This window comes from Heyndrickxia ginsengihumi, assembly GCF_011008565.1.
Lineage (GTDB): Bacteria > Bacillota > Bacilli > Bacillales > Bacillaceae_C > Weizmannia > Weizmannia ginsengihumi.
This window is the reverse complement of record NZ_JAAIWK010000008.1, coordinates 1-18,490: the sequence shown is the minus strand read 5'-3', so window position 1 is coordinate 18,490 and position 18,490 is coordinate 1. Positions and strand designations below refer to the sequence as shown.

The 18,490-nt window shown below is 35.3% G+C and carries 18 protein-coding genes; 11 read left to right on the top strand and 7 right to left on the bottom strand.

The window, feature by feature from the left end; genetic code table 11:
- Window positions 1-83 precede the first annotated feature (83 nt).
- Together G4D61_RS06870 and G4D61_RS06865 are read left to right on the top strand one after the other, a co-directional pair.
- Window positions 84-785 (top strand): tRNA (adenine(22)-N(1))-methyltransferase, encoded by a 702-nt coding sequence (locus G4D61_RS06870; RefSeq protein WP_025726685.1) that lies wholly within the window; start codon window positions 84-86, stop codon window positions 783-785.
- On the top strand, window positions 782-1,900 hold the full coding sequence (locus tag G4D61_RS06865; protein WP_025726686.1) for a Nif3-like dinuclear metal center hexameric protein: 1,119 nt from the start codon (window positions 782-784) through the stop codon (window positions 1,898-1,900). Before G4D61_RS06870 ends, G4D61_RS06865 begins: the two co-directional genes overlap by 4 nt.
- A gap of 238 nt (window positions 1,901-2,138) precedes the next feature.
- Here the strand turns inward: G4D61_RS06865 and G4D61_RS06860 are convergent, their stop codons facing one another.
- Both G4D61_RS06860 and vrrA read right to left on the bottom strand, forming a co-directional pair.
- Window positions 2,139-3,098, bottom strand: coding sequence for a 4-hydroxy-3-methylbut-2-enyl diphosphate reductase (locus G4D61_RS06860; RefSeq protein WP_163173564.1), 960 nt, complete (start codon window positions 3,096-3,098; stop codon window positions 2,139-2,141).
- A 248-nt stretch (window positions 3,099-3,346) separates the two neighbouring features.
- On the bottom strand, window positions 3,347-4,021 hold the full coding sequence (gene vrrA, locus G4D61_RS06855) for a VrrA/YqfQ family protein (RefSeq protein WP_163173563.1): 675 nt from the start codon (window positions 4,019-4,021) through the stop codon (window positions 3,347-3,349).
- A gap of 216 nt (window positions 4,022-4,237) precedes the next feature.
- Between vrrA and G4D61_RS06850 the strand changes: the two genes are divergently transcribed.
- The 3 genes from G4D61_RS06850 (at window position 4,238) to G4D61_RS06840 (ending at window position 8,117) form a co-directional block, all read left to right on the top strand.
- Window positions 4,238-5,551, top strand: coding sequence for a DEAD/DEAH box helicase (locus G4D61_RS06850; RefSeq protein ID WP_025726689.1), 1,314 nt, complete (start codon window positions 4,238-4,240; stop codon window positions 5,549-5,551).
- 26 nt (window positions 5,552-5,577) lie between these two features.
- Window positions 5,578-6,471, top strand: a complete 894-nt coding sequence (locus tag G4D61_RS06845) for a deoxyribonuclease IV (RefSeq protein WP_035356165.1) — start codon at window positions 5,578-5,580, stop codon at window positions 6,469-6,471.
- A gap of 224 nt (window positions 6,472-6,695) precedes the next feature.
- Window positions 6,696-8,117, top strand: a complete 1,422-nt coding sequence (locus G4D61_RS06840; RefSeq protein ID WP_035356168.1) for a C40 family peptidase — start codon at window positions 6,696-6,698, stop codon at window positions 8,115-8,117.
- A 48-nt stretch (window positions 8,118-8,165) separates the two neighbouring features.
- Here the strand turns inward: G4D61_RS06840 and G4D61_RS06835 are convergent, their stop codons facing one another.
- Window positions 8,166-8,420 (bottom strand): DUF2624 domain-containing protein, encoded by a 255-nt coding sequence (locus tag G4D61_RS06835; protein WP_025726692.1) that lies wholly within the window; start codon window positions 8,418-8,420, stop codon window positions 8,166-8,168.
- Between the two features lie 243 nt (window positions 8,421-8,663).
- On the opposite strand from G4D61_RS06835, the gene zur reads away from it, so the two are divergent.
- The gene (zur, locus tag G4D61_RS06830; protein ID WP_025726693.1) at window positions 8,664-9,092 is read left to right on the top strand and encodes a zinc uptake transcriptional repressor Zur; all 429 of its coding nucleotides are present in this window, start codon (window positions 8,664-8,666) and stop codon (window positions 9,090-9,092) included.
- 34 nt (window positions 9,093-9,126) lie between these two features.
- On the opposite strand, the gene G4D61_RS06825 is transcribed toward zur, so the two are convergent.
- Window positions 9,127-9,729 (bottom strand): nucleotidase, encoded by a 603-nt coding sequence (locus G4D61_RS06825; RefSeq protein WP_035348095.1) that lies wholly within the window; start codon window positions 9,727-9,729, stop codon window positions 9,127-9,129.
- A gap of 172 nt (window positions 9,730-9,901) precedes the next feature.
- Here G4D61_RS06825 and G4D61_RS06820 point away from each other — a divergent pair, with 172 nt between their 5' ends.
- Entirely contained in the window at window positions 9,902-10,279 is a 378-nt protein-coding gene (locus G4D61_RS06820) for a hypothetical protein (protein WP_025726695.1), read from the top strand.
- A 48-nt stretch (window positions 10,280-10,327) separates the two neighbouring features.
- Here the strand turns inward: G4D61_RS06820 and ispG are convergent, their stop codons facing one another.
- The 3 genes from ispG to G4D61_RS06805 form a co-directional block, all read right to left on the bottom strand.
- Window positions 10,328-11,425 (bottom strand): flavodoxin-dependent (E)-4-hydroxy-3-methylbut-2-enyl-diphosphate synthase, encoded by a 1,098-nt coding sequence (ispG, locus tag G4D61_RS06815; protein ID WP_152604331.1) that lies wholly within the window; start codon window positions 11,423-11,425, stop codon window positions 10,328-10,330.
- A gap of 118 nt (window positions 11,426-11,543) precedes the next feature.
- Window positions 11,544-11,870 (bottom strand): protein YqfZ, encoded by a 327-nt coding sequence (yqfZ, locus tag G4D61_RS06810; protein ID WP_025726697.1) that lies wholly within the window; start codon window positions 11,868-11,870, stop codon window positions 11,544-11,546.
- A 102-nt stretch (window positions 11,871-11,972) separates the two neighbouring features.
- Complete coding sequence (locus G4D61_RS06805) at window positions 11,973-12,755, bottom strand: DUF1189 domain-containing protein (RefSeq protein ID WP_025726698.1); 783 nt, start codon at window positions 12,753-12,755, stop codon at window positions 11,973-11,975.
- A 125-nt stretch (window positions 12,756-12,880) separates the two neighbouring features.
- On the opposite strand from G4D61_RS06805, the gene G4D61_RS06800 reads away from it, so the two are divergent.
- The 4 genes from G4D61_RS06800 to G4D61_RS06785 all read left to right on the top strand — a co-directional run bounded on the left by G4D61_RS06800 (window position 12,881) and on the right by G4D61_RS06785 (window position 17,700).
- Complete coding sequence (locus G4D61_RS06800) at window positions 12,881-13,363, top strand: DUF456 domain-containing protein (protein WP_025726699.1); 483 nt, start codon at window positions 12,881-12,883, stop codon at window positions 13,361-13,363.
- A gap of 120 nt (window positions 13,364-13,483) precedes the next feature.
- On the top strand, window positions 13,484-14,092 hold the full coding sequence (gene sodA / locus G4D61_RS06795; RefSeq protein WP_025726700.1) for a superoxide dismutase SodA: 609 nt from the start codon (window positions 13,484-13,486) through the stop codon (window positions 14,090-14,092).
- 103 nt (window positions 14,093-14,195) lie between these two features.
- Complete coding sequence (locus G4D61_RS06790; RefSeq protein ID WP_035355204.1) at window positions 14,196-15,413, top strand: MFS transporter; 1,218 nt, start codon at window positions 14,196-14,198, stop codon at window positions 15,411-15,413.
- 109 nt (window positions 15,414-15,522) lie between these two features.
- Complete coding sequence (locus G4D61_RS06785) at window positions 15,523-17,700, top strand: peptidoglycan D,D-transpeptidase FtsI family protein (RefSeq protein WP_163173562.1); 2,178 nt, start codon at window positions 15,523-15,525, stop codon at window positions 17,698-17,700.
- Window positions 17,701-18,490: the final 790 nt, after the last annotated feature.

Here is an 18,490-nt window from a genome sequence, read left to right as displayed (position 1 = left end):
AAACGAAATTAATAATCGATGAATGTGTAGTCTAGACTTTTTTCTTGTATAATAAATTCATAACAAAATAAAGTGGTGAAATAATGAATAGCGATAAACTTTCAAGAAGATTAGAATGTGTAGCTTCGTATATTCCAAAAGAATCTACGTTGGCAGATATTGGCTCTGACCATGCTTACCTACCTTGTTATTGTGTAAAGCAAGGAATCGCTAGCTTCGCTGTTGCAGGAGAAGTTGTTAAGGGCCCGTATCTATCTGCATTAAGTCATGTAAAGGAATTAGATCTAGAAAAACAAATTCAAGTTAGACAAGGGGATGGACTCGAGGTAATCTCACAGGGGGAAGTAGACTGTATTACGATAGCTGGGATGGGCGGCTCTTTAATTACTTCTATTCTTGAAAACGGCAAAGAAAAGCTTCCTGGTGTGAAAAGACTTATTTTACAGCCTAATGTTGGTTCAATACATATTCGTAAATGGTGTCAAAAAAATAATTGGGAAATTATTGCTGAGCAAATTCTTGAGGAAGATGGGAAGATTTATGAAGTGATCGTTGCGGATTATGTGTTAAAGCATCCAGAAAAATTATCGGCTCCAGAATTATTAATGGGTCCTTTCTTAATAAGAGAGAAGAGTAACGTTTTTCAACAAAAATGGAATGCAGAAGTAAAGCAATGGAAATCAATCCTTCAAAAATTAAATGAAGCAAGTGAAACTAAAGAGTTAGAAGAAAAGAAAAATGAATTAAAAACAAAGATTGCATATGTAGAGGAGGTATTATCATGAAAAAAGTAAATGGGCATGAAATCATTCAACTGTTTGAAGCATTTTCCCCGAAAAAGTATGCCATGGAAGGTGACCCAATCGGCTTACAAATTGGTACTTTAAATAAACCGGTAGAAAAGGTGTTAATTGCTTTAGATGTGCTTGAAGAGGTTGTCGATGAGGCTATAGAAAAAAAGGTTCAACTTATTATTGCACATCATCCTCCGATATTTCGTCCGTTAAAAAATTTAACAACAGATTCATATCAAGGGAGATTGTATGAGAAATTAATAAAACATGATATTTCAGTCTACGCTGCACATACAAATCTTGATGTAGCCCCAGGGGGAGTCAATGATCTACTAGCAGAGGCATTGAATTTACAGAATACGGAAGTGTTAGTCCCAACTTATGAAGAACCATTAAAAGGTTTATCAGTTTACGTACCGGTCGAATATGAAGATCAATTAAGAGAAGCATTAGGACGAGCTGGGGCAGGTGCAACTGGACAATACGAATATTGTTCGTTTTCCGTTTCTGGAACTGGAAGGTTTTTACCAGGAGAACATGCGAAGCCATATATTGGCAGTGTCGGAAAGATGGAAGAGGTTAACGAAACAAGAATAGAAACGATTTTTCCTCAAGCGATAGAGAAAAAAGTTTTGCATGCAATGTTGAAAGCTCATCCTTATGAAGAAGTTGCTTACAATATTTATCGTTTAGAAAATAATGGCCAAACTCTCGGATTGGGGAGAATTGGTGAACTTGAGCATCCACTTACATTAAAAGAATTTGCAGAAAAGGTAAAGATCTCATTAGATGTTAAAGGGTTGCGGGTCGTTGGTAATTTAAATGCTACCATTAAGAAAGTTGCTGTTTTAGGAGGAGATGGTAATAAATATTTCTCCCACGTAGCATTTAAAGGTGCGGATGTTTTTGTGACTGGGGATTTTTACTATCACAATGCACATGATGCACTAGCATTAGGATTGAATGTAGTAGATCCCGGCCATAATGTTGAAAAGGTAATGAAAAAGGGAGTTGCTAATCGTTTAAGAAAAGATTGCATTGAAAAGCAATACGAAGTTGAGTTTATAGAGTCAGAAGTTCACACAGATCCTTTTACATTTCTATAAAGAGGCTGGTTTTATACTCTTTTTTATCAAAGAAGAGGAAGTTGATTTTCACTTTAGGGATTCAAAATCCGTGAACGGTCTGGGAGGATTCTCGGATGTGACTGCGCGATCTCCCATGGATGCGCTCCGCAGGAATCTCACCTCTTAGGCTAAGGAACAGCATCTATTGGAATGAAAAAAAGTTTAGAAAAGACTCAAACAAAAACGAGCTTATAAATCAAAGCTCGTTTTTGTTTGATCATTTTTTATTTTGTAGGGCTGGATTTTTTACTTTTGGTAAAATTTTATTAAGCGGCACTTTCTTTTCCCTTTTCCATGTTGACTCATCTTTTGGATCAAATTGTTCGATAAAAGCAATCACTTCTCTAACAATTGGAGTCGGTGTGGAAGCACCTGCAGTCACAGCAACTTTATTAGCATCTTTAATCCAAGCAATCTCAATTTCAGAAATATCTGCGATGCGATAAGCCTTTGTACCGGCAATTTGCTCGGAGACCTGTGCAAGTCGATTTGAGTTATTACTGCGCGGATCACCTACTACAATTAAAACGTCAGCATTTTTTGCCTGTTCTGCTACAGCTTCTTGTCTAATTTGCGTAGCGTGACAAATCTCTTTATGCTTTTCAGCGTGAGGATATTTTTCCTTGACAAGATCCATTATGTCTAAAACATCCCACTGGCTCATTGTAGTTTGGTTCGTAACAATAATTTTGTCATTATGAATATCAAGTTTTTCAACATCTTCTTTTGTTTCAACTAGGTGAACAATGTTCGGTGCGACACCAACAGCGCCCTCAGGCTCTGGATGTCCTTTTTTACCGATGTAGATAACGTCATAGCCTTCTTTCTCTTTGCTGCGAATTAAATCATGCGTTTTCGTTACATCTGGACAAGTTGCATCAATGGTTACTAATCCTTTTTGTTTCGCTATCTCACGTACCTCTGGTGAAACACCGTGAGCCGTAAAAATAACTGTCCCATCATTGACCTTTTCCAAGATTTCTTTGCGATTTTTACCGTCTAACGTAATAATTCCTTCTTCTTCGAAAGCATCTGTCACATGTTTATTGTGGACGATCATTCCGAGAATATAGATTGGTCGAGGCAATGTTTTATCTAAAGCGGCATTGCGGGCAATGACCATCGCATCAACAACGCCGTAACAGTAACCGCGGGGAGAAATTTTAATAACTTCCATGTAAATCCTCCTAATTTATAATAAAAGTACATTGGAATTTTTGAATGAAACTATATTAATGTAATGTTTTTGATGAATGTCAATAACATTAAAAATCTACCATCATACGAAACTTATTATAGCGAATTTCAAGATAGAATACAAAAAACGTGTGATTGTATGTAAAAAAAACACAATAAACTGTTCAGAAGTTCATTAATCATTAAAAAACCGTTTGTAAAAATCTGAGCTACAAACGGTTTGCTTTCTTATATAAATAATTTAGGGACAGATTCACCAGTTTTTGTTTCTTTTATGCTTTTTACATTTTGTCTTGCTTTTGATTTACGATTAGTACTTGTGGAGGAGGATGTAGAAGTTGCCTTTGCTGAAACTTTTTGATTTGATGATGATTCGCTTGATAAGCCATTTTTTGAAACGATATCTTTGGAAGATTCCTTTTCATTTGATTCTGTTGATTCATCTGATTCATTACTGTCATTTTCCACATCAGTTGAAGAATTTTTTAAACCGCGATACAATTTCCACATAGCAGGTAAATTTTTTACGATCGGTCCGTACTGCTGTATCATCGGTCCTACTTGTTGTGCTGTTCGCAAGACATTCTGGGTATTATTTAAAAATGAACTAATGGAAGTAGGGTTTAATAAATTTCTTGTAAGTGATCCACCACCAGCTGCGGTTCTTTGAAATGCATTTGCGGCATTCACTGCAGTATTTGTACTACCCCTATTAAACAGTCTTGATAATATTCCTCCGCCTCCCTGGCCACTGTTTGCTGCTCTCGCTCCCATTTGCATTCGAGGAGCAAATGGAGAAGACTGTTGCATATTTATAAATGGGTTTCTCTGCATTCCGTTCATTGGCTGCATCCTTGATGGATTCATCGGTCCAAAAAATGGAGACATATTTCTTGGCGGCACAGTTTGCCCTCCTTTCCTTTCTAATCCCTTCTCTTTTACAATATGCATGAGTTATGGAAAACGACTGATTAAATCGAAATCTTATTCTTAATTTCGTTAATGGCAATAAATTTAAGAAGATATAATCTGCTGCGGGTGGAAGTTTTCGTAAATGTCGATTATAATAACAAGAACGCCTTCACGTTTATCGTAATAGGTATAAATAGGAGTGAGAAAATGACAGAAACAACATTTAAAAGTTTTCAGTTAAAGCCTTTTATTCAAACAGCAATTACAAAAAAAGGTTTTAATGAGCCTACAGAAATACAAAGAAAAATGATTCCAATCATACTGCGTGGAGAAAGTGCTATTGGTCAATCGCAAACAGGCACTGGTAAAACGCATGCATATATACTGCCAATAATAGAAAAAATTGATCCGCAATTACAGGAAGTTCAGGCAATTATTACTGCACCGACAAGAGAATTGGCTAACCAAATTTATCATGAAATATTAGAAATAACAAAATGGGGAAATCCAGAAGAACAAATTTCCACTCGTTGTTTTATCGGTGGAACGGACAAGCAAAGATCAATAGAAAAGTTGAAGAAGCAACCGCAAATCATTGTTGGAACACCAGGAAGAATTCTTGATTTGGTGAAAGAACAAGCTCTATTTGTCCATACAGCAGCTATCATGGTCATTGATGAGGCAGATGTTATGCTTGATATGGGATTTCTTTTTGATGTTGATCAAATTGCTGGTCGTCTTCAGCAGGATGTGCAATTACTCGTTTTCTCCGCGACAATTCCGGAGAAGCTAAAACCGTTTTTAAAGAAGTATATGGAAAATCCAGTATTTGAACAAGTGCAATCACGACAAATTTCTGCGGAAAAGATTGAGCATATTTTAGTTCCATTACGTTCAAGGGAAAAGATTGACTTACTGTATGATATGTTGCAAGCTTTTAATCCTTATTTAGCAATCGTCTTTACAAATACAAAGGCAATGGCAGATGAAGTATATTTACAGTTAAGTGGTAAAGGTTTGAAAGTAGGACGTATTCATGGTGATTTGACACCGCGAGAACGTTCAAAAATGATGAAACAAATTAAAAATTTAGAGTTTCAATATATTGTAGCAACAGATTTAGCAGCAAGAGGGATTGATATCCAAGGAGTAAGTCATGTAATTAACTTCGAACTTCCAAAAGATTTAACATTTTATGTGCATCGTGCTGGGCGGACAGCAAGAGCTCATTTTTCCGGGGTTTGTGCTACGATTTATGAACCATCAGATGAGCAGGCGCTTATACAATTAGAGAAAATGGGAATTACATTTGAAAATCAAGATTTGCAAAAAGGCGAATGGGTAACATTAAAGGATCGTAATCGCCGTAAAAAAAGAATTAAGCAGGCAGATGATATCGAAGAGAAGGCAAGGAAAATGATTGGAAGACCAAAAAAGGTAAAACCAGGATACAAAAAGAAGATTGAACGTCAAGTCGATCAAATTAAAAAAAGACAAAAGAAAATGCAGAAGCGTAAGTAGTTTAGCAAAAAGGGAGATGAGTGGATATGTTGAAAATTGGTTCACATGTTTCTATGAGCGGAAAAAAGATGCTGCTTGGTGCAAGTGAAGAAGCAGTTTCATATGGGGCAAATACATTTATGATTTATACAGGTGCTCCTCAAAATACGCGTAGGAAGAAAATTGAAGATCTTAACATTGAGGCTGGATTGGCACATATGAAAGAGCATGGAATTGAAGAAATTGTTGTTCATGCTCCATATATTATTAATATCGGCAATACTGTTAAACCGGAAACCTTCGAGCTCGGGATAAACTTTCTTAGATCAGAAATTGAACGTACAGAGGCAATAGGTGCAAAACAAATCGTTCTACACCCAGGTGCACATGTTGGTGAAGGAGCAGAAAAAGGGATTCAGCAAATTATTGTAGGTTTAAATGAAGTGTTGACTCCCGAACAAAACGTGCAAATTGCCTTAGAAACAATGGCAGGAAAAGGTTCAGAATGTGGTCGGAGCTTCGAAGAATTAGCGCAAATCTTTGAAGGTGTGAAATTAAACGATAAACTTTCTGTCTGTTTTGATACTTGCCATACACATGACGCCGGTTATAATGTAAAGGAAGATTTTGATGGGGTATTAGAAGAATTTGACCGAGTAATCGGTATAGAACGTTTAAAAGTACTTCATATTAATGATAGTAAAAATGATAGGGGAGCTAGAAAGGACCGTCACGAAAACATCGGCTTTGGTCATATCGGTTTTGAAGCGCTCAATTATATCGTTCATCATCCTCAATTGGAAAATGTACCAAAGATTTTAGAGACACCTTATGTTGGTGAAGATAAAACAAATCGTAAGCCGCCATATAAATTTGAAATTGAAATGTTGAAGAATAAACAGTTTGATGAAGAACTGCTAACGAAGATTATCGGGCAATAATTCGGGACTCATATTACAAAGGTCAAGTATCTTTTAATATATTAGGATTGGTTAAATCTTAATATATTGAGATATTTGACCTTTTTTTGTGTTTTATGACTAAAATGAAATATAAATGTAAAATTAGAAATGAAAATTCATAGTATAATAGGATACAGGTTGATAAAAACGTGTAAAAAAATGATGAATTTTATAGAATATACATACTTTATGGGGGAATTACGTTGAAAAGAAAGATGTTAACTTTAACCATGGCAACGGTTATCGGAGCAGGAACTTCATTTATTCCTTTTAGCAAAGCATTTGCTGATGAACAAATTCAAAATATCCAGCAGAAACAATCAAAAATACAGACAAGCATTAGCAGCAAACAAAGTAAAATTGAAACGATTTTACAAAATCAGCAACAATTACAAGATGATATTAATAGCATAAATAAAAAAGTTACTCAAACGAATCAACAAATTGCAGATAAAGAGCAACAAGTAAAAGATACAAAGGCAGAAGTAGCTAAACTAAACAGTAAAATAAAAGAAACGCAAAAAAGAATTGATGACCGCAATAAAGTATTGAGTGAACGTGCACGCGATATTCAAAAAAATGGCGGTTCTGTCAATTATTTAGATGTGATTCTTGAAGCGAAGAGTTTAAGTGATTTGATTAGTCGTTCTTCTGCTGTTGCAACCTTTGTAAAGGCAGATAGTGAAATTCTAAAAGCGCAGGAGCAAGATAAGAAATTATTAAAACAACAACAAGATCAAGTGAATGAGAAATTAAACAATATTCAATCGTCATTGAATGATTTGAAACAATTAAAAGAATCAATTAAGTATCAATTAGCTGATCAAAAGAGCATGATGCAAGCTTTAGATGAACAAAAACAGTCAATCGCATCAGAAATTTCTAATTTAAAAGCACAAGCATCATCGCTAAATGCGCAAGAAAAGCAAGCACTTAAACAGCTAGAAAAAGAACAAGCGGAAACGAAAAAAGAAGAAACAAAGACAGCAGAAGATCAATCGACAACTTCTACGAATTCTTCAAGTAATGATAATAGTGATCAGACAGTTCAAACGAGTGATGATTCTAACAATAATAACTCAAGCGATCAGTCAAGCAGTTCGAATGACAGCTCAACACATGTTTCAAATGATAAAGGATCCACATCGTCTTCGAGCCGTTCTAATCATTCATCCAACAATCAGCCAAGTAGAAGTCATGCGACAGCTACGTCTAAAGGCGGTTCTTCAACGATTGAAGCTGCAATTAGTGCTGGATCGACATTAATCGGTCATTCACCATATAAATTCGGAGGCGGTCGTACCGCGTCTGACATCGCAAATCACTTATTCGACTGTTCATCATTCGTCCACTGGGCTTTTGCACAAGCTGGGGTGAACCTAGGAGGCGCTGGTGCAAATACAGACACACTTGTTGGATTAGGTACTCCTGTAAGTCCTTCAGAGCTAAAACGTGGCGATCTTGTCTTTTTTGATACTTATAAGACAAATGGACATGTCGGTATCTATTTAGGAAATGGATCATTTTTAGATGATAATAGTTCACACGGTGTTTCCGTCGATTCTATGAATAATCCATATTGGAAGAGTGCATTTAACGGCGTTGCAAGACGTGTAATTAATTAATCGAAAACGAGCCTATATGTGAATGCATATTAGGCTCGTTTTTTTATTTTATTTTGTAAACATGATAAATACACGATTAATTTCTCTTGCTGTTTCCGGGCTTGTAATTTTTGCAATTTCTTTAATTGCTTTTGTCCGAACTTGATCATCAAATATATTTAAGTTTTTACCACGAACATATTTTGCAATCTTTTCCGCATCTGATTTACTTAGTTTTACTTTAAACTGTTTTGCATACTTATATAGTTCATCCCCAGTAATTAAATTCACTTTGTAATTCACCATATTTTGGATTAATTTCATCGTACATCATCCTCCCGTATATGATATATATGAAAGGATGGATAGAAATGTTCATAATAAATAAAAGTGTACAACGTTCTGTACACTTTACATGTATTCAACATCATTGTATACTTTTTGTATAAAAACATATTTTTGGACGAATGATTTATTTCGTATTAAATTAGTAATAAGGGAAGACATTTTACAATTATTTATACGAATCGATCTATTCGAAGAGTTTTTGAAAAAGGACTTGATGAAATGCGCGTAAATGAAGCCATTGAACTATTAAAAGATAAAGGATATAAGCACACGGGGAAACGTGAACAAATGCTTGAACTTTTTGCCCGCAATAATAAATATTTAACTGCAAAAGATGTTTTAGAGCATATGAAAGCAGATTATCCGGGATTGAGCTTCGATACAATTTATCGGAATTTGTCATTATTTGAAGAGCTTGGCATCCTTGAAGTTACAGAGTTGTCAGGAGAAAAACATTTTCGCTTTAAATGCTCAACCGATCACCATCATCACCACTTTATTTGTCTGCAATGCGGTGAAACAAAGGAGATACCAGAATGTCCAATGCCTAGTATTGATGAAGAATTGAAAGGCTACGATATATCAGGACATAAATTTGAAGTTTATGGAACATGTCCAGAATGTATGGGGCATGCATTTAGACATTAAATAAAGGAGCCCAAATAGAAGCTCCTAAATTGTCTCATTTATGATCTACCTTCTGTTTTTCACCTTTTTGTAACCAATTATTGACCCACTCACTTGCTTCCTTCCAATTTTTCACTCTTATGACGCCTTTTGGTATTGGTTCTTGATTGTACGGGGTGTCAAATAATAAAACAGGAATTTGTAGCTCTTCACATATCGCTACTGCATTATCATGTTTATCTTCTAAAAAAAGATCGACATGGTATTTTTTTGCTGTTTCAATTTTATGATGGCTGCCAATTAATTCAATATGATGGTATGATATCTCGTTATTAGAAAACCAATTTTTAGTAACGTCTAATAAATATGGTGCTCTTGCACTAATAAAATAAAGTTCGAAAGTCGTTTTCCAATCTTCCAAAACTTCCCTTGCTCCTTCAGAAATGGGGGATTTTTCATAGATGATTGGCTCAGATTTTAAGAACCATTCATTAAATTGCTTTGGGGGGACATCGATTACATCAGTGATTTCATATTTAATAAGTTGCTCGTACTTTAAGTTAAGGTTAAATTGTTCATTAATAAATGGAACGAAAGTATCTGGACTTGTTACTGTTCCGTCTATATCTATTCCAAAGCGTTTTTTTATTTTATCCATATACATTACTCCTCTTCAGACTATAAAAAAATTTTAACATAGAGTTAATAAATTACAAACAATTACCATTTTCTTAAATATTACCTCCATTAGTAAAGGTTGTTATAGTGAATTCCTTAAAGGTCGCACATAATAATCTTGCTCCTAAAAAATGAAAGCGAGGGGAGTAAGAATGGACGACGATAAACGTGTTTATCCACTAAACCAAGAGGATCATGATGCAGTAGATGACGTTGACCATCAGCATAGAGATTATGAAGAAGAAACCGCTGCAGAGATTGCTTCGCCGGTTGTTACACCACTACCGGTTCGGCGTGATGATGTAAGAGAAGAAGAGGATGACGATGACGCAGTTAGCCATATTTACGGATGGGCTGCACTTGCTGTTGCGATCCTATCATTATTTTTCATGCCTGTAATATTAGGGGTGGCGGCGATCGTGTTAGGGTTTATTGCCCGTAAAAAGGATGCAGCAACATTAGGAATATGGAGCATCTGTATAGGAGCTATTTCTCTAATAATTGGTTTGTTTTTCACACCATTTTTCTAAATACGACTATTTAGAAAGAAAACATCGGCAATTGCCGATGTTTTCTTTTTAGTTATTTTGTTTTTCTGCTTCCTGTTTTTTATAATATTCTTCTGCAAGCAGATCTATTTCTTTTTTCAATTCTTCGACCATTGTTTCTTCCGGAACTTTACGCATTACTTTTCCTTTCCGGAACAATAATCCTTCACCACGGGCTCCCGCAATACCAATGTCGGCTTCACGGGCTTCACCTGGACCATTAACGGCACAGCCTAAAACAGATACTTTGATAGGTGCTTTAATGGTCTGTAAATATTCTTCTACCTCATTTGCGATGCTAATGAGATCTATTTCAATTCTGCCACAAGTTGGACAGGAAACAAGTGTAGGTGCATTGGAAGAAAGACCAAAGATTTTTAACAATTCTCTAGCTACTTTTACTTCTTCAACGGGATCCGCACTTAAGGAAACGCGAAGTGTGTTACCAATTCCTTTGCTTAAAATTGTACCAAGACCAGCAGCACTTTTAATTGTACCAGAGAACAGTGTACCTGATTCAGTAATCCCTAAATGCAAAGGATAATCAAAAGTTTTCGCAGCCTTTTCATAGGCTTCTATTGCAAGATTTACATCAGAGGCTTTCATCGATACGATAATATCATGAAAATCAAGATCCTCTAAAATTTGAATATGGTGAAGTGCACTTTCTACCATTCCATCTGCAGTAGGGTAACCATACTTTTGTAAAATATGTCTTTCTAAGCTACCTGCGTTTACCCCGATTCTTATTGGGATTCCCCGTTCTTTAGCAGCCTTTACTACTGCTTCAACTCTTTCGCGTTTACCAATATTTCCAGGATTAATACGGATTTTATCAACTCCGCCTTCAATTGCCTTCAATGCAAGACGATAGTCAAAATGAATATCGGCAACAAGTGGTATATGAATTCTCTTTTTTATTTCCGGAATCGCATTTGCAGCTCGTTCATCTGGACAAGCAACACGTACAATTTGACAGCCAGCTTCTTCTAGACGTTCGATTTGCCGAACTGTCGCATCGACATCATGAGTTTTCGTTGTTGTCATACTTTGTATAAATAGTTCATTACTTCCGCCTACCGTTAAGTTACCAACTTTAACGGGGCGAGTCTTTGAACGATGTATTATTTCACCCAAGGGTAATTCGCTCCTTTGTTGTAAATAAAAACTATAAGAAATTTATAACCAGTCTTATTGTATCAATTCTTGACCAAAATTGACAAGAAATTGATGAATTCTATTTTTACTAATTATAAATTGGAAATTTATAAATTTGTCCGATTTGAATATCAGTAGGTTTAATACCATTATTTAATTTACTAAAATCTTTGCTGATTTTTTCTATTGAAATTGTCCCATTAGAAGTGCTAGACAGTTTTTCCACAATTGAAATAACTGTATCGCCTGGATCGACTTGAACTGTCGCTACTTGTTGGCTTGTTGTAGTTTGATTGTTATTTTCTATTGTTTGTTGTGAAGGATACGAAGCTGCTGGAATAGTGCCGACGCGCATATCATAATAGACACTGTATAGGATAATAATTGCAGAAATGAAAGCTAGAAATTTTTTCATATAAAAAGCCTCCTTCATTGTCATCTATATGCCTTTGCAATAGAAAATAGACTATGAAGGAGGAATTATATTGCGGCTTATAATTAACTGTGCCTATGCTGTTTAAGATTGAATGGAGTCTTTTTTTATTTTCGGTAATTCCTTTATACTTAAATAGAGCATGATGAATGAAATTCCCCAACTAATGATAGTTGAAAAAGGAACATTTGTATTCAGCCAGTCCATCATAAAAAAGAAGAGTGTTGGCAAAGTAATTGCATAGGCACTTAAAGTAAATCCTTGTTTATATGAGAGACGGTGTCTGTTTATTTGGCTAAATAATTGGGCGAAAATCGCCAATACTAATATTTTAATGATCGTGGATATAAAGGCAATGATGTAATAAAGTACAGCAAAGATCGGGACAGTGACCCACATTGCATCTTTAACAGTATTTAATGTATGTTTCATTTCTTTATTGGTAATTACCATGTTTTGTAATGATGAATAAGGAATTTCCTGTGTTTGTCCGTTGAATGTAAAGACAATTTTATTTTTTAATAAGCCGATTGCGGTCCCCTCTACGGAGACAGTATGTGTTGTTATTTTTCCAGTTGAATCAAAAATAACTGGAATATCATGCTTGGTCAGGAATAAAGGTTTTTTCTGATTGGAGGTAAGCACGCCATTTTTAATTTTGAAATTTGGCAGCTCCTCAGTTACAATTTGTTTGCTTTCATTTAGTACGTGAATGCCAAACTTTGTTAAATGGAATATTCCTGGAATGATGGATAGGAAAATAAGCAATATTAAAAATAAAATTGTTTTCCCTAATTTTTGTAAATAAAAACTCGCAATATCCCGTGGAGAATAGATACTAACGATGATTTGCTTTATTACGTTCAAGTTGCCACTTCCTTTAATACATATTAATGCCATTGACAACATTATACTGAAAAAAAAACAATAGTAAAATCAGTTTTGATAAAGAATGTAGTCGAAATAAATAAAAATCGAATCGAGGAGATCATATGGAGTGGATTTATTGGTTTATTATTATCGGGTTGATTATCATTGCTTTCGTTGGTCTAATTTATCCGATCATTCCTAGTGTATTATTTCTATTTGCAGCATTTTTACTGTACGGTTTCTTTTTTAGTTTTTCTCCATTTAATTGGCTATTTTGGAGTATACAAGCAGTATTTGTCGTTTTATTATTTTGCTCAGATATCATCACAAACATGATAGGAACAAAGAAATATGGTGGAACACGGGCAGGTGTATGGGGAAGTACAATCGGCTTAATTGTTGGTCCTTTTGTCATTCCTGTTGCAGGTATTTTAATCGGCCCATTCATCGGAGCAGTTATCGGCGAATTAATTGTTCACCGTACATCATTAACAAAGGCAATGAAAGTGGGGTTTGGTTCGTTAATTGGATTTTTAAGTAGTATTGCATTAAAAGGTGCGATTCAATTAGTAATGGTCATTTATTTTTTCATCATTGTATTATAAAAAAATTTGCTAAATTTGAATTCAATATATTTGATTGTCATAGAAGGATTTGGTAATCTAAAAATGATCACAAATTGAATCCGATGATTCAAAAATTTACATAATGGGAGGAATTTAAAAATGACTTACGAATTACCACAATTACCATACGCTTATGATGCTCTTGAGCCTCATATCGACAAAGAAACAATGACTATTCATCATACGAAACACCATAATACTTATGTAACAAACTTAAACAAAGCTTTAGAAGGTCATGATGATCTTGCTAGTAAATCAGTAGAAGAACTAATTTCAAATTTAGATGCAGTTCCAGAAAATATCCGTACTGCTGTACGTAACAATGGTGGCGGACATGCTAACCATTCATTGTTCTGGACTTTATTATCTCCAAATGGTGGCGGTGAACCTACAGGTGCCTTAGCAGAAGCAATCAATAATAAATTTGGTAGCTTTGAAAAATTCAAAGAAGCTTTTGCACAGGCAGCTGCAGGCCGTTTCGGTTCTGGCTGGGCGTGGCTAGTTGTAAACAACGGTGAAGTAGAAATTACAAGCACTCCTAACCAAGATAATCCTCTATCTGAAGGTAAAACACCATTGTTAGGATTAGATGTATGGGAACATGCTTATTACTTAAAATATCAAAACCGTCGTCCTGAATATATTGGTGCATTCTGGAATGTTGTAAATTGGGACGAAGTAGCTAAACGTTACGAAGCTGCTAAGTAATAAAAAACAGGAATAAAAAGAGGCGATATGAATCGCCTCTTTTTTTGTATAAACTCTTCTCTTTTTCAAACAATAGAAAAGACGAAAAAGGGGAGTTTTTTTTATGAGTATTTTACGAAGATGGTTAGGGAATATTGAATTTTCAAAAGATTTATTATTACTCTTATTAATAGGAGGAATTTATTCTTTAAGTATTTCATTATCAAATACATTTGTTAATGTTTACTTATGGAAGCAGACGGGAAAATATTTCGATTTGGCCATATATAATTTGGCAGTTGTCGTACTACAACCATTAACTTTTATTGTGGCAGGCCGTTGGGCAAAAAAAATTGATCGTGTCACTGTATTAAGAATGGGTGTTATTTTTTTAGCCCTGTTTTATATAACAGTGCTATTATCAAAAAACGTTGCTCAAGATTATTTAATCCTTTTAGGGGGATTGCTTGGGATCGGTTATGGATTTTATTGGCTCGCCTTTAATGTTCTCACATTTGAAATTACTGAACCGGAAACACGAGACTTTTTTAACGGATTTTTAGGTGCATTGAATTCAATAGGGGGAATGATTGGCCCTGTTATTGCAGGATTTATCATTTCCCGACTTGTTAACGGGGGCTACACAATCGTTTTTACCCTTTCCTTAGTGTTATTTGCAATTGCGGTTGTTTTAAGCTTCCGACTTGAACGTAGACCTTCACATGGCAATTATGTCATGATGAAAGTATTGCAAGAACGCAAATCTAATCATAATTGGAAAAGAATTACGAATGCTCATTTCATGAAAGGATTACGCGACGGTACTTTTGTATTTATTATTTCGGTTTTCGTGTTTATTTCCACGGGAAGTGAATTTTCTTTAGGAACGTTTAGTTTAATTAATTCGTGTTTTCAATTTGTTGGCTATACCCTCGTTGGGAAATATATAAAATGGCATCATCGTAAAAGGGCGATTCTGTTGGGAGGATTACTACTATACGCAGCCATTTTCTTATTTGTTTTTGAAGTGACATACCCACGGTTGCTTATATACGCTTTTATCATTGCGATTGCTTATCCAATCTTATTAGTTCCATTAAATTCTATGACTTATGATATTATTGGTAGGGCGTGGAAAGCTGCTGAAGCGCGAATTGAGTATATTGTTGTTTTAGAATTATTTACAAATGCTGGCAGAGTTGTATCGATTTTATTATTTATATTTGCCATCACTTTTTTTAATAAAGAACAAAGTATCCCTATTTTATTGCTATTTATAGGGGCAGGGCATTTGTGTATTTCGCTTTTTATAAGAAAGATTCATACGAATGCTGTCGAATAAAAACGAGGTAACCGAAATTTGGATTCGGTTACTTTTTCTTTTTTTATAGCCATTCCACCTTTTTTTCGCTAAAATAAAACATAGAGTTTGCACGAAAGGAGTAAAAATCTTGAAAAAAAAGAAACGAAAAAAAGGATCGCATATTCCTTTTAGAATGAATATGCTGTTCTTCGTTGTTTTTGTCCTTTTTTCAGTATTAGTCTTGCGTCTAGGCATTGTGCAAATTGTTTATGGACAAGATTATAAGAAAGAACTTGAACAATCAGAAGATGTTACCGTTAATACTTCAGTTCCAAGGGGTCGAATACTTGATAGAAACGATAAATTAATTGTTGGTAACAAACCATTAAGAGCGATAACTTATACAAGAACACAATCTACAGACCAACAAAAAATGTTAAAAGTGGCCGAGTCTTTAGCAAAAATTATTAGTAAAGATTCTCCTAAAGATTTAAAACAAATTACAGAACGTGATAAAAAGGATTTTTGGATTCTCATTCATCCGAAGAAAGCGGCTAAACTTGTATCTAAAAAAGAACAAGCGAAATTGGATAATGATAGTGACAAAATTTATGCGTTACAATTAAAACGTATTACAAAAAAGGATCTTGATTCTTTAACGAAACAAGATTTAGAGGTACTTTCGATATATCGTGAAATGTCTTCAGGATATACGTTGTCACCGCAAATTATTAAAAATCAAAATGTAACGAATAAAGAATATGCGAAAGTAAGCGAAAATTTAGAGTCGCTTCCTGGTGTCGATATTACTACTGACTGGGAACGATATTATGTGTTTAAGGAAGCGAATGGGGATTCCGTACTCGGCTCTGTTTTAGGTGGAGTAACGTCGGAAAAAGAAGGGCTTCCGTCAGATAAAGTACAATATTATACAGCACGTGACTATAGCCGAAATGATCGTGTTGGTAAAAGTTATTTAGAAGAAGAATATGAAGATGTGTTAAAAGGCGAAAAAGAAAAAATTAAAAACCAAACAGATAAATCCGGGAATGTATTGAAATCTCTCGTCGTAAGTAAAGGTGAGCGAGGAAGCGATCTAGTACTTTCCGTCGATATTGATTTGCAACAGCAGGTTGAAAAAATTATTACTCAAGAATTGCAAAAAGCGAGAGCAAGCAACCCGCTTGTTGACCGCGCATTTGTTACCGTCATGAACCCAAACACTGGTGAAGTGTTAACGATGGCCGGTAAACAATTCCATACTGATACGAAAACGGGAAAAGTTTCAGTACAGGATTTTGCACTAGGAAATATGACGACTTCTTATCCGATGGGTTCTGCTGTTAAAGGTGCTACGTTGCTAACTGGCTACCAAACAGGTGCGATTAAACCTGGTCAAGTGTTTACCGATGAACCTTTACATTTTAAAGGGACTTCCACGAAAAAATCTTGGGTTCCAGTCGGGTTTGGTAATATCAATGACCTTTATGCTTTAAGGGTATCTTCAAACGTTTATATGTTTAGAACAGCGATGAGTCTTGGCGGGCAAAAAACATATAAACCATATGGAACGCTCGATATCGATAAGATTAAAGCGATCAATACGTTCCGAAAATATTTTGCGGAATTCGGGCTTGGTGTGAAAACAGGCATCGATCTTCCTGGTGAGCAAACAGGATATCAAACGGCGATTCCACCGAATAACGGTAACGTTCTTGACTTTGCAATTGGGCAGTTTGATACGTATACACCATTGCAACTTGCTCAATACGTGTCAACAATTGCTAATGGCGGCTACCGAGTTCAGCCTCATATTGCGAAAGAAATTCGGGAGCCAAGTAAAAACGGGGAACAATTGGGACCTGTTGAGAAAGAAATCGGCACAACAGTGTTGAACCGTATTGATATGAGTCAATCAGAAATTAATCGCGTCAAACAAGGATTTTATGATGTTGCTCATGCAATTCACGGAACAGCTTATGGGCATATTGATCAAGATTTAAAAGTAGCTGGTAAAACAGGTACAGCTCAAGCTGTTTATGGCGGTGAAAAAGTTGAGCAATATGAAGCGGCTGGTAAGACGAAACCAGAAATATGGAATCATGTATGGAACTCAACATTTGTTGGTTATGCTCCATATAACAAGCCTGAAATTGCTATTTCTGTTGTTGTACCATGGTCATATGTTGGTGATAATGCCGATCCGCATACGAACTTGAAAATTGCAAACCGTGTATTTAAAGCATACTTTGACTTAAAGAAAAAACATGAAAAAGAAGATTCAAATCAATCTTCTACACAAATGATTCAAGACATGAAAAAATAATTATGACATGTCATGTTAAATAGTAATCCCTTCTGAGCGGAATGATCAGAAGGGATTTTTTGTTGGGTAAATAACTTGTTGAAAACTTGCAAATACTTTTTGGACTTAGTAGTTAATAACGTTAAAATCTTTATTTATAGGCTGTGTTAAAGGTAAATGTTAATAATTGATGCCTGTCCGAATTTTTTGTATAATTTTAATAGGAACAAGTATTCGGGGGGGAGGGTGGACAAGGCGTTTAACAATTTATAAAACAAGATTTAAATTCATGATTGTATGGGTATTGAAAGATAATATTTCTTGCAATTTTTATGGCAAAATGGGCGGGAAAGTGGTAGATAGTAAATCGGTTGATTTCTCTGGCAAGGAGTTAATTGAGTTAGCATATGGATGGAAAGATATTAGGATACTTAAATAACTGTTCTTCTTCAATTAAGGGTGTTTTAGTAGAAGATCGGGCTGTCATTGCGGCAGCTTTTAGTTGAAACAGTATGGGGACCTTCAATAAATGAAGATTCCCCTAATGACTATATAAAAAGAAACATTTAACTTTAACAGAGCATATTTATAAAATCAAAAAGAGGCCGGGACAAAACTCAAAAGTGGTAGCTAAAGACGAACATTGCACAAATCAGTTCCGGAAATATACGTAGAATCCTGCGGGAGGATAGGCATCGGTGAGACCCCGCAGTGCATGAAGTGACCCCAAAAAGTTAGACACATTTATTTCATTAGATAGCTAAGGTTTGAACTCGGTATTGCACAGGGCTCAAGCCTTTTAGTTTTGTCT

Excerpts from the sequence above, each read along its gene's own strand:
- G4D61_RS06790 (WP_035355204.1), top strand. The coding sequence starts at position 14,196 with ATGAGTATTTTACGAAGATGGTTAGGGAATATTGAATTTTCAAAAGAT.
- G4D61_RS06860 (WP_163173564.1), bottom strand. The coding sequence starts at position 3,098 with ATGGAAGTTATTAAAATTTCTCCCCGCGGTTACTGTTACGGCGTTGTT.
- zur (WP_025726693.1), top strand. The coding sequence starts at position 8,664 with ATGCGCGTAAATGAAGCCATTGAACTATTAAAAGATAAAGGATATAAG.
- G4D61_RS06845 (WP_035356165.1), top strand. The coding sequence starts at position 5,578 with ATGTTGAAAATTGGTTCACATGTTTCTATGAGCGGAAAAAAGATGCTG.
- sodA (WP_025726700.1), top strand. The coding sequence starts at position 13,484 with ATGACTTACGAATTACCACAATTACCATACGCTTATGATGCTCTTGAG.
- yqfZ (WP_025726697.1), bottom strand. The coding sequence starts at position 11,870 with ATGAAAAAATTTCTAGCTTTCATTTCTGCAATTATTATCCTATACAGT.
- G4D61_RS06850 (WP_025726689.1), top strand. The coding sequence starts at position 4,238 with ATGACAGAAACAACATTTAAAAGTTTTCAGTTAAAGCCTTTTATTCAA.
- G4D61_RS06870 (WP_025726685.1), top strand. The coding sequence starts at position 84 with ATGAATAGCGATAAACTTTCAAGAAGATTAGAATGTGTAGCTTCGTAT.
- G4D61_RS06820 (WP_025726695.1), top strand. The coding sequence starts at position 9,902 with ATGGACGACGATAAACGTGTTTATCCACTAAACCAAGAGGATCATGAT.
- G4D61_RS06825 (WP_035348095.1), bottom strand. The coding sequence starts at position 9,729 with ATGGATAAAATAAAAAAACGCTTTGGAATAGATATAGACGGAACAGTA.
- G4D61_RS06865 (WP_025726686.1), top strand. The coding sequence starts at position 782 with ATGAAAAAAGTAAATGGGCATGAAATCATTCAACTGTTTGAAGCATTT.
- G4D61_RS06835 (WP_025726692.1), bottom strand. The coding sequence starts at position 8,420 with ATGAAATTAATCCAAAATATGGTGAATTACAAAGTGAATTTAATTACT.
- G4D61_RS06800 (WP_025726699.1), top strand. The coding sequence starts at position 12,881 with ATGGAGTGGATTTATTGGTTTATTATTATCGGGTTGATTATCATTGCT.